The sequence below is a fragment of the Burkholderia sp. AU4i genome (assembly GCF_000466765.1).
Classification (GTDB): Bacteria; Pseudomonadota; Gammaproteobacteria; order Burkholderiales; family Burkholderiaceae; genus Burkholderia; species Burkholderia cepacia.
On record NZ_ASSI01000114.1, the window covers coordinates 1 to 9,230 of the forward strand.

Here is a 9,230-nt window from a genome sequence, read left to right on the forward strand (position 1 = left end):
GGCCGCCGGGGCCACCGGGAGCGGCTCGGCGGCGGCGGCCGCCACGGTCGCAAGGGGCGCGAGCATCGTCGTGTCAGGCGGCGTGCTGCTGGCGGCGCAGTTGCGCGTCGAGCTGCTGCAGCGTCGTGTACTGCGTGATGTTCAGCGCTTCCGGGTCGATCGAACCGTAGAGTTGTTCGCAGAACACGATCAGCTCGACGATGTTCAGCGAATCGATGCCGAGTTCGCCGATGCCGGCGTCGGTGTCGACGGTCTCGACATTGAGGATCTTCGCGACTTCGCGGGACAGGATGTCGAGCGCGTCGGCCGGAACGTTCTGGGTCGTCATGAGAGGAGCTCCTGGTAATGAAGTGGGTTGATCGGGATCGATCGGCCTGTCGCGTGGGTCAACTGCCGGCTTCGCAGCGCAGGCTCTTGCGAAGCTCGTGATAACAACGGTACGAACTGCCTTCCATCTTCGAAAACGCCAGCAGGTCGCGCTGGTCGTCGAACGTCGCGACCCGGCCGTCGCGCACGAGCGCCGTCAGGAACTCGTTCGACAGCAGCTTGATCGCGAGCACGCGCTGCACCTTGCCGAAGCTGTAGTGCGCGTCGTCGGTCTGGCTGCGCGCGGCGTCGGCGATGAAGCGGTGGACGGCGCGCGCGTCGGCGTCGAGCTCGACGCGGCCGGTTTGCGCGAGCCATTCGACGTGCGCCATCAGCGCGCGGACGAAGTAGGGGCGCACGACGGTCAGGTACTTGTTGAACACGGTCGGGCCGCCGATCCGCAGGCGATCCTCGGCGCTCACGCGCACCTGGCCGACGACGTTCGCGAGCTGCAGGTTGCCAGCCAGGAACGGCGCGCCGCAGGTCGTGCGCGCGAGCTTGCGGTATTCGTCGGGCCACACGAGATACGCGGCCGGGAACATCACGCCCGGCAACCGCGCGGCGACGACCGCCATGCAGTCGCGATGCGCTTCGATGCCCCACACCTTGTCGACGGTGAGCGCAAGGCCGTGATCGTCGCTGCGCGCGACCGTGCGCCAGGCGGCAAGGGTCGGGCCGCCGCCGTCGCTCATCAGGAACGCGAAGTTGTGGCCGCTGTCGATGCAGTCGCATGCGCGACGGTTCTGGTCGTCGGAGAAGAACAGCCCGAACATGATGCGGATGAACGCGCGCATGAACGGTTTGAACAGGTGGTGAAACCCTTCGCGTTCGATCTGGCCGAGCAGCGCTTCGGTGAGCGGCGCCTCGTCGTGCCGCAGCGGCGTCGATGCGGATGAATCGGGCAGCACGTCCGGCGTGGCGGCGCGCAGCGCGATCACCATCTCGCTGTCGAGCAGCCGCACGGCGGCCGCCTCGACGAGCCGGGCGGCCGCGCGCGGCGGCGTGCCGATGGTGCCGATCGAGTCGAGGTGGCGCAGCACCGGATACGCGGCCTGGTCGGCCACGCGCAGCAGCAGCGGTGCGGGCAGGTCGACGGACGAAGCGGGGGCGGAAAACGTGGACATGGGGCGGGGTTCCTGTCAGAAGCGCACGCGCACGGCGGCGTCGATACGGGTGCCGAGACCGACCATCCGGTACTCGGAGTTGCTGTCGGAGAACGCGCGGGTGAGCGCGACATCGACGCTCACGCGCTTGTTCACGTCGGCGACGACCTGGGCGATCGCGAGCAGGCCCTTGTCCTGCGGCGAATAGACGCCGCGCAGCGAATACTCGACGCGGCCGATCTTCTTGCCGAGCCGCGCGAACAGGTAGTCGCGCAGGTTGCCGTCCGCGCTCACGAAATTTGCGGTGCCGCCGAGGCCGGCCAGTGCGGCGCCGGGCGCGACGGGCAGCAGCGCGTTGTTCGCACGCACCGCGCCGACCATCCGGCGCCACTGGTTCGCGTCGTAACGCGCCTCGTCGTGCGACCACTCGACGATCAGCGACAGGTTGCCGGGCAATGCGCTCTGCATGCCGACCGCGCTGCGCCACATGACCTGGCGGTCGTTGCGGCGATCGACGGCGTCGTAGGCGGCCGGCGAATCGAGCGGCGTGCCGTTCGCGATGAAGGCCGGCAGCGGCCGTGTCGTGCCGCGTTCGAGCCATGCGCTCGCGTAGACGGTGTTCGAGCGCGCGACGTCGACCGACAGCGTCGCGCCCGCGCCGCCGCGGCCCGCATGACGTCCGGCGAGCAGCGCGGCCGAGCCGCCCGACCAGTTGTACGCGCCGCGCACGAGCTGCGTCGCGCCCTGCACGTCGCGGTTGTCGACGTCGTTGCGCAGCGTGCGGTTCTCACCGGCGATGAACTGCAGCGTGGCCTGTTCGCCGGCCCACTTCGCTTCGACGAGCGGCGTGCCTTCGACGTCGCCGTAGCGGTCGTAGATGTCGGCCGTCGCGGCGCGCTTCTGGAAGAAGCCGAGCGGGAAGAACGCCTGCGACGTGTCGAGCGGGTCGATCCGCTTGCCGGCGGTGAGCGTGATGCCGTTGTCGAATGCATAGCGCACGCCGGCCTCGTTGAAGCGGGTGGCCTGCGCGCCGAGCGAGTGGTTGCTCGCGACGGCGCGCGCGTTCAGGAACAGGTTCTCGCCGTCGATGCGCGCGAGCAGGCCCGCTTCCTGCTGGTTGCGCGGCTGGTCGCCGATCAGGCTGCCGAGCAGCGCATGACCGTCCATGCTGTCGACCGAGCGTGCGTAGGCGATGCCGTTCAGCGTGCTCAACTGTTCCATCAGCGATTCTCCGTGCGCGAGCGTGCAGCCGAGCGCGAGCGGAACGGCGAGGACGACGCCGCGCCGGAGGCGGCCGGACGGGGGACGAGGGCGGTCACGACGGGCGTCGGCATGGGCGTCGTGGTCACTGGCCATCGGCAAGCGTGTCGGGGTTGAACCAGCCCGACGGAATCTTGCGCGGCTGGCCGTCGAGGATGTCGACGACGCTCGCGCGCTGCTTCTCGATCTCGTTGCGATAGGTGATCTTGCGGATCACCTTGCGCCCGTTCGCATCGACCGGCGCGGAGAAATCGGCGCTGCGGAACAGCAGGCCGCTCGCGAGGAAGAACTGCGCGCGCACCGGCACGTCGGTGTCGGGCGTGACCCACAGCTTGATCGTCGGGTAGACGTTGTCGGGATCGGTCGCGGTCAGGTCGAGCTCGGTGGCCGGCTTGCCGGCGATCGTCGTCGCGCCGGGCGCGGCCGACGCGCGATAGCTGTCCGCCCAGTGCGTGCGCGTGATGTCGCTGATCACGACCTCGCCCTGCAGCCGCTGCATCCCGTTGATGCGTACCGCGCTGCGCGTGTTCGGCACGTAGAACCAGTGGCCGCGCGTCGTCGCGAGATACTTCTGGCCGTCGTTCTCGCCGCTGCGCGTCAGCGCGAGCGTGTCGCCGTTGCCGCGCGTGTAGACGAGATAGCGCGTCGCGTCGCCGGATTGTCCGCCGACCTCGTTCGTGATCTGGATGTTCGTCTGCGTATCGGCGGCCGTGCTGCGGTACGCGTCGGCACGGGCGAGCATGGTCTGGGCCGCCGGTGCGTCGGCTGCGTGGGCGAGCGGCGCGCACGCGACGAGCGCGGCGACCATCAGGCGAATGCGGTTCATGGGGCGAGTCCTTCGAGGATGTTGCGTTTGGCGAGCCCGAGCGTCGCGAGCAGCGCGGCGGCTACGCCGAGCACGACGAACGCGCCTTCGACGGCGGCCACGGCGGCCGGCGAAACCGTGAATTCGAGCAGGATCGGCTTCACGCGGCCGGGCGGCGCGGGCAGGTGGATCTGCGCGTGGTTGAGCGCGACCATCGTCAGCAGCGCCGCCGCGATGCCGGCGGCCGCGCCGAGCAGGCCGAGGAACGCGGTCTCCTGGATCAGCACGCCGCGCACCGTCGCGGCCGGCACGCCGAGCGCGCGCAGGGTCGAGATCTCGCGGCGGCGCTCGACGATGCTCATCAGGATCCAGTTGCTCATCGACAGCAGGATCGTCACGCACAGGATCGCGCCGAACACCGAGAACTGGTTCTTGTACAGCGCGACGACCTGGTGATAGAGCGACACGAGCTGGTCCCAGGTCTTCACGTCGAGCGCGGGCAGCGCGGCGCGCAGCGTCGCGGCGGCGGCCGGCGTGCGCGCCGTGTCCGACAGGAACACCGCGATGCGCGACGCGCGGTCGGTGCGCAGCAGCGCCTGCGCGGCCGCGAACGTCACGTTGACGATCCGTTCGTCGACGTCCTTGTTGCCCGTGCTCATCACGCCGACGATCTGCGCGTCGGTCGCGTTGATGCCGCCGTGCGCGGTCGAGGCCATCAACTGCACGACCGAGCCGACGTGCACGCCGAGCTTGCGCGCGAGTTCGGCGCCGACGACGACTTCGGTGCCGGCATTCGTGGGCGACAGGTAGCGGCCCGACAGCACCGTGTGATAGTCGAAGAAGCCGGGCGGCTCGCGGTTCGGCTCGATGCCTTCGCCGACGAAGCCGTAGCTGAGATCGCCGTTCGAGATCAGCCCGTCGAAGTCGATGCCGCGCGCGGTGGTGGCGACGCCGTGCAGCGCGGCGACGGCGCGCGCGGCGGTTGCCTGCTCGTCGGCGGTCAGCCCGTACTGCAGCGGCCGTTCGCCGATCAGGTCGAGATAACCGTGGTGCAGCACCTGCACGTGGCCGACGCCGCTGTCGATCGAGCCTTCGCGCACCGCGTCGAAGGTCGCGATCACGTAGCCGAGCGCGAGGCTCGACGCGAACGCGGCGACGCCGATCATCGCCATCGTCAGCACGGTGCGGCGCTTGTTGCGCCAGAGGTTACGCCACGCAAACGTCGACCAGTTCACGATTCACTCCCGGTACGCCGTCGCGCATCTCGATGCGGCGCGGCAGGTGCGCGCACAGACGATCATCGTGCGACGCAATCAGAAAGGCGGTGCCCAGCGTGCGGTTGGTGTCGAGGATCAGCTCGGCCACCGCGCGCGCGTTGGTGCTGTCGAGGCTGGCGGTCGGCTCGTCCGCGATCACGATCGCCGGCTCCTTGGCGAGCGCGCGCGCCAGCGCGACCCGTTGCTGCTCGCCGCCGGACAGCTCGCCGGGGCGGTGGCGTTCGCGCGCGGCGAGCCCCACCGCGTCGAGCATCGCGCGGGCCCGCTCGCGGCGTGTGCGCGGCGTGCCCCACGCGAAGCAGCCGAGCTCCACGTTCTCGAGCGCCGACATCACCGGAATCAGGTTGAACTGCTGGAACACGAAGCCGATGCGCTCGCGGCGGATCCGTTCGAGCGTGTCCGGCGCGTCGTCGATCCGATGGCCTTCGAGCCAGCGTTCGCCGCTGCTCGGCACGTCGAGAAAGCCGGCCAGGTTGAGCAGCGTGCTCTTGCCGCTGCCCGACGGGCCGACGAGCGCGACGACGTCGCGCCGGCCGATCGAGATCGTCGCGTCGCGCACCGCGACGACGCGGCCCGCGCCCTCGTAAACGCGCGTGACGTCGCGCAGCTCGAGCACCGGCGTGAGCGGGGCGGCCGTCATGCGTACGCTCCCTGGCCGGCTTCGACCGCCGCCGCCGCGTGGATGACCGGCAGCGCGCCGTTCGCATAGAGGTCGCGGCATTTCAGGCGCTGCAGCTTGCCGCTCGTGGTGCGCGGCAACGAGCCGGGCTCGACGAAGCACAGATCCTGCGCGGCGAAGCCGATGCGCGACGCGAGCAGCTGCTGGCACTCGGCACGCGTCTGCGGCGTCGCATCGGCGGGCCGCGCCTCGATCGCGACGACCAGCCGCTCGGTGCCCGTCTCGGGGTCGGGCAGCCCGAACGCGATGCACGTGCTCTTGCGCAGCGTGCGATGCGATGCCAGCGCTTCCTCGATGTCGTGCGGGAAGTAGTTGCTGCCGCGAATGATGATGACTTCCTTCTTGCGCCCGAGGATATGGAGCTGGCCGTCCGCGACGTAGCCGATGTCGCCGGTGCGGAACCAGCCGTCGGCCGACAGCGGCGCGGCGATCGAGCCGTCGTCGGGATTCAGGTAGCCGAGCATCACCGACGTGCCGCGAATCGCGACTTCTCCGACGGCGCGGTTCGCGAGCGCGTGGTCGCCGTCGTCGAGGATGCGGAAGGCCATGCCGTCGATCGGCGTGCCCATCGCGAGCACGGTTTCGGTCTCGGTGTCGGCGCCGTCGTTCGCGGCGGCCGGTTGCGCGTCGCGGCGCTCGATCAGCGCGCGCCGGTCGAGCGTGTCGGCGATCACGTACGGTGCCCCGTCCACCGTGCCTTCATGCCACGCACGATGCATCGATACCGCGAGCGTCGATTCGGCCATCCCATAGCACGGCTGCAGCGCCGATGCCGCGAGGCCGTACGGCGCGAACGTCGCGGCGAAGGCGCGCAGCGTCGTGTCGTCCACGCGTTCGCCGCCGATGAAGATGTTGCGGCATGCGGACAGGTCGACGCCTTCCATCGCGGCGGCATTGAAGCGGCGCACGCAGTAGCGCAGCGCGAAGGTCGGCACCGACGTCGTGGTCGCGCGCGCCGACGCGATGCGTTTCAGCCATCCGAGCGGATTCCGGATGAAGCTGTTCGGCTGCATCATCAGCAGCGGCGCGCGGTAGTGCAGGTTCGACAGCAGCGTGAGCAGCCCCATGTCGTGATAGAGCGGCAGCCACGAGGCGGTGCCGTCACCGGCCGCGATGTCGAAGCGGACCGACCCGCCGATGCCGAGCACGTTCGCGATCACGTTCTCATGGCTGAGCACCGCGGCTTTCGGGTGCGACGTCGAGCCCGACGTGAGCTGCACATGGTGCGGGTCGCGGCCGCTTTTCGCGCTGATCAGCGCGCGTGCGCCGGCATCCGCGGCGATCGACAGCGTGTCGAGATCGACCACGCGCGTCGATGCCGCGGGAAACGCGTCGTCGCGCCACGCGGCGGCCTGCGCATCGGCGGCAATGACGAGGCGCGGCCGGTACAGCTCGCACGCGACGTCGATCACTTGCCTGCCGGCGGTGGCGCGGCGCGCGGGAACGGGCACGGTGCAGGGCAGCGCGCCCGTCATCACGCAGGCCATCATCGCGACCGCGTGCTCGACCGACGCGGGCAAGGCGAGCATCACCAGGTCGTTCTCGCGCACGTCGAGTTCTCGCAGCGCGCCGGCCTGGTGAAACACTGCTTCCGCGAAGCGCCGGTACGTGATGCCTGCCTCGTTGCCGGCCTCGTCGACGAACGTCATGCGATGCGTGGCGCCCGCGACGTCCTCGAGCGATTCGATCAGGCGATGAATGGTGGATGCGCACTTCGTCACGAGAATCTCCCGTTGAGGAACACGGCCGCTCGTGCCACGGTGCCGGCGGCGCCGTTCGTCGAGTGAGGGGATTCTTGCCGGATCGACATGACGCGACAAACGGAATATTTGCAGGCTATGCATGAGCGGCACGCATCCACTCGGGTCTGCCCCGCACGGATGCATGTGAACCCGCGCCAGGTGAATGACCGGTACGCATTCGACCGGTCGTCTAGTTCACGATGTGGTGCGCTCATGCGCGGGCGTCATGCAATGCGTTCGGAAAATTCGTTTGTCCGAAGCATCGACTCACAGAAGAATTGCAACCCGGCAGCGCGCCAGCGTCGCCGTGTCATGGCGCCGGGCAGGGTCCGGCTCAAGGAGAGCGTCTTGTCCGTCACCTCATCGCTTGTCGCCCGTCAGAAACCGGTTGCAGACATGAAGAGCCGCCCGAGCGGCGTCGTCTTCTCGCTGAAGCTCGCGGTATACGTCGCGCTCATTGCGCACGGCATGCTGTTCGCGCTGTCGACGTATGTGATCCTGAAGATCGTCGGGATCCTGCTGATCGGCGCGATGTACGCACACGGCGTCGAGCTGCAGCACCAGGCGCTGCACTACCAGGGGTTCCGGAGCAAGCGGCTCAACATGGTGTTCGGCGTGCTGCTCGGCATGCCGATGCTGGTGTCGTTCCACGCGTACCAGGACAGCCACCTGCGTCATCACCGGCTGCTCGGCACGCCGGAGAACAAGGAGTTCTTCGACTACGGCGACCAGTACGGCGCGAGCCCCGTCGTCAATCTCGGGCTGTGGGCGTGGCGGCTGTCGATGGCCGCGCACTATATCCAGTTCGCGAAGAACGTCGCGAAGCTCGTCGTGCCGGGAGCGCGCTTCGGCGACAACCCGCTCGTGTCGCGCGCGATCCGCCGCGATCACCTGCTGATGGTCGCGGCGATCGCGCTGCTGGCCGGCGTGTCGGTCGCGCTGCATACGTGGTTTGTCGTGTGGGTGTGGGTCGTGCCGCTGGTGTTCGTCGCCGCGCCCGTGCATGCGCTGGTCGAGATGCCCGAGCACTACCGCTGCGACCTGACGAGCACCGACCCGTTCCGCAACACGCGGACGATCGAGAGCAACGCATTCATGACGTGGTTCACGAACGGCAACAACTATCACGTCGAGCATCACATGATGCCGAACCTGCCGATCGAGCGGCTGCACGACCTGCATGGCGCGATCGGGCCGCGCATCCGCTATTACCACCGCACGTACCGGCAGTTCTATTACGCGCTGCTGCGCGGCAGGCTGTCGCCGCGCACGGTGGACGACGATGCGGACGAGCGTGCGCCCGATGCCGAAGCGGCGGCGCCGGCGTCCACGCAATCGGCATGACCGCGACGGGGCCGGCCGCCCGCGTGCGTGCCGTGCCGGAACGTTGTTCAACGACGGTGACGACGATGCTCTATCCGGAATTATTCAGGTCGCTCGAAGCGGTGCGCTGGAACATGGAGAAGGACATTCCGTGGGACAAGTTCGACGCTTCGCTGCTCACCGACGAGCAGGCCGAGACGATCAGGATGAACGCGATCACCGAATGGTCGGCGCTGCCCGCGACGGAAATGTTCCTGCGCGACAACCGGCACGACAGCGACTTTTCCGCGTTCATGAGCGTGTGGTTCTTCGAGGAGCAGAAGCATTCGCTCGTGCTGATGGAATACCTGCGCCGCTTCCGGCCCGAGAGGGTGCCGACCGAAGAGGAACTGCACGCGGTGCGCTTCGAATTCGACCCGGCGCCGCCGCTCGAGACGCTGATGCTGCACTTCTGCGGCGAGATCCGCCTGAACCACTGGTACCGCTGCGCGGCCGACTGGCATACCGAGCCGGTCATCAAGCAGATCTACGAAACGATTTCGCGCGATGAAGCGCGCCATGGCGGCGCCTACCTGCGCTACATGAAGAAGGCGCTGAACGACTGCGGCGACGTCGCGCGCGCGGCGTTCGCGAAGATCGGCGTGCTGATGGCATCGGCGCGCCGCACCGAGAAGC

The 9,230-nt window shown here is 68.8% G+C and carries 9 protein-coding genes; 2 read left to right on the forward strand and 7 right to left on the reverse strand.

All coding sequences use genetic code 11. The features are described from left to right. Window positions 1-73: 73 nt before the first annotated feature. The 7 genes from L810_RS25605 to L810_RS25635 are packed head-to-tail and all read right to left on the reverse strand — an operon-like array spanning window position 74 to window position 7,211. Window positions 74-328: an acyl carrier protein gene (locus L810_RS25605; RefSeq protein ID WP_011350104.1), complete on the reverse strand. Its 255-nt coding sequence runs from the start codon at window positions 326-328 to the stop codon at window positions 74-76. Between the two features lie 58 nt (window positions 329-386). Beyond that, entirely contained in the window at window positions 387-1,490 is a 1,104-nt protein-coding gene (locus L810_RS25610) for a hypothetical protein (RefSeq protein ID WP_021161208.1), read from the reverse strand. Window positions 1,491-1,505: 15 nt separating this feature from the next. Continuing rightward, window positions 1,506-2,825, reverse strand: coding sequence for a hypothetical protein (locus L810_RS25615; protein WP_042976170.1), 1,320 nt, complete (start codon window positions 2,823-2,825; stop codon window positions 1,506-1,508). Continuing rightward, window positions 2,815-3,555 (reverse strand): outer membrane lipoprotein-sorting protein, encoded by a 741-nt coding sequence (locus tag L810_RS25620; RefSeq protein WP_021161211.1) that lies wholly within the window; start codon window positions 3,553-3,555, stop codon window positions 2,815-2,817. The genes L810_RS25615 and L810_RS25620 overlap by 11 nt, the downstream gene beginning before the upstream one ends. Then, the gene (locus L810_RS25625) at window positions 3,552-4,769 is read right to left on the reverse strand and encodes an ABC transporter permease (RefSeq protein WP_021161212.1); all 1,218 of its coding nucleotides are present in this window, start codon (window positions 4,767-4,769) and stop codon (window positions 3,552-3,554) included. Before L810_RS25625 ends, L810_RS25620 begins: the two co-directional genes overlap by 4 nt. Beyond that, complete coding sequence (locus L810_RS25630) at window positions 4,741-5,451, reverse strand: ABC transporter ATP-binding protein (protein WP_021161213.1); 711 nt, start codon at window positions 5,449-5,451, stop codon at window positions 4,741-4,743. The genes L810_RS25625 and L810_RS25630 overlap by 29 nt, the downstream gene beginning before the upstream one ends. Next, the gene (locus tag L810_RS25635) at window positions 5,448-7,211 is read right to left on the reverse strand and encodes a fatty acyl-AMP ligase (protein WP_042976171.1); all 1,764 of its coding nucleotides are present in this window, start codon (window positions 7,209-7,211) and stop codon (window positions 5,448-5,450) included. The genes L810_RS25630 and L810_RS25635 overlap by 4 nt, the downstream gene beginning before the upstream one ends. A 417-nt stretch (window positions 7,212-7,628) precedes the next feature. Here L810_RS25635 and L810_RS25640 point away from each other — a divergent pair, with 417 nt between their 5' ends. Together L810_RS25640 and L810_RS25645 are read left to right on the forward strand one after the other, a co-directional pair. Next, window positions 7,629-8,576 (forward strand): fatty acid desaturase family protein, encoded by a 948-nt coding sequence (locus L810_RS25640; RefSeq protein ID WP_042976172.1) that lies wholly within the window; start codon window positions 7,629-7,631, stop codon window positions 8,574-8,576. Between the two features lie 56 nt (window positions 8,577-8,632). Then, window positions 8,633-9,230 (forward strand): ferritin (locus tag L810_RS25645; RefSeq protein ID WP_042976173.1); only part of this gene is annotated, 598 nt, incomplete at its 3' end.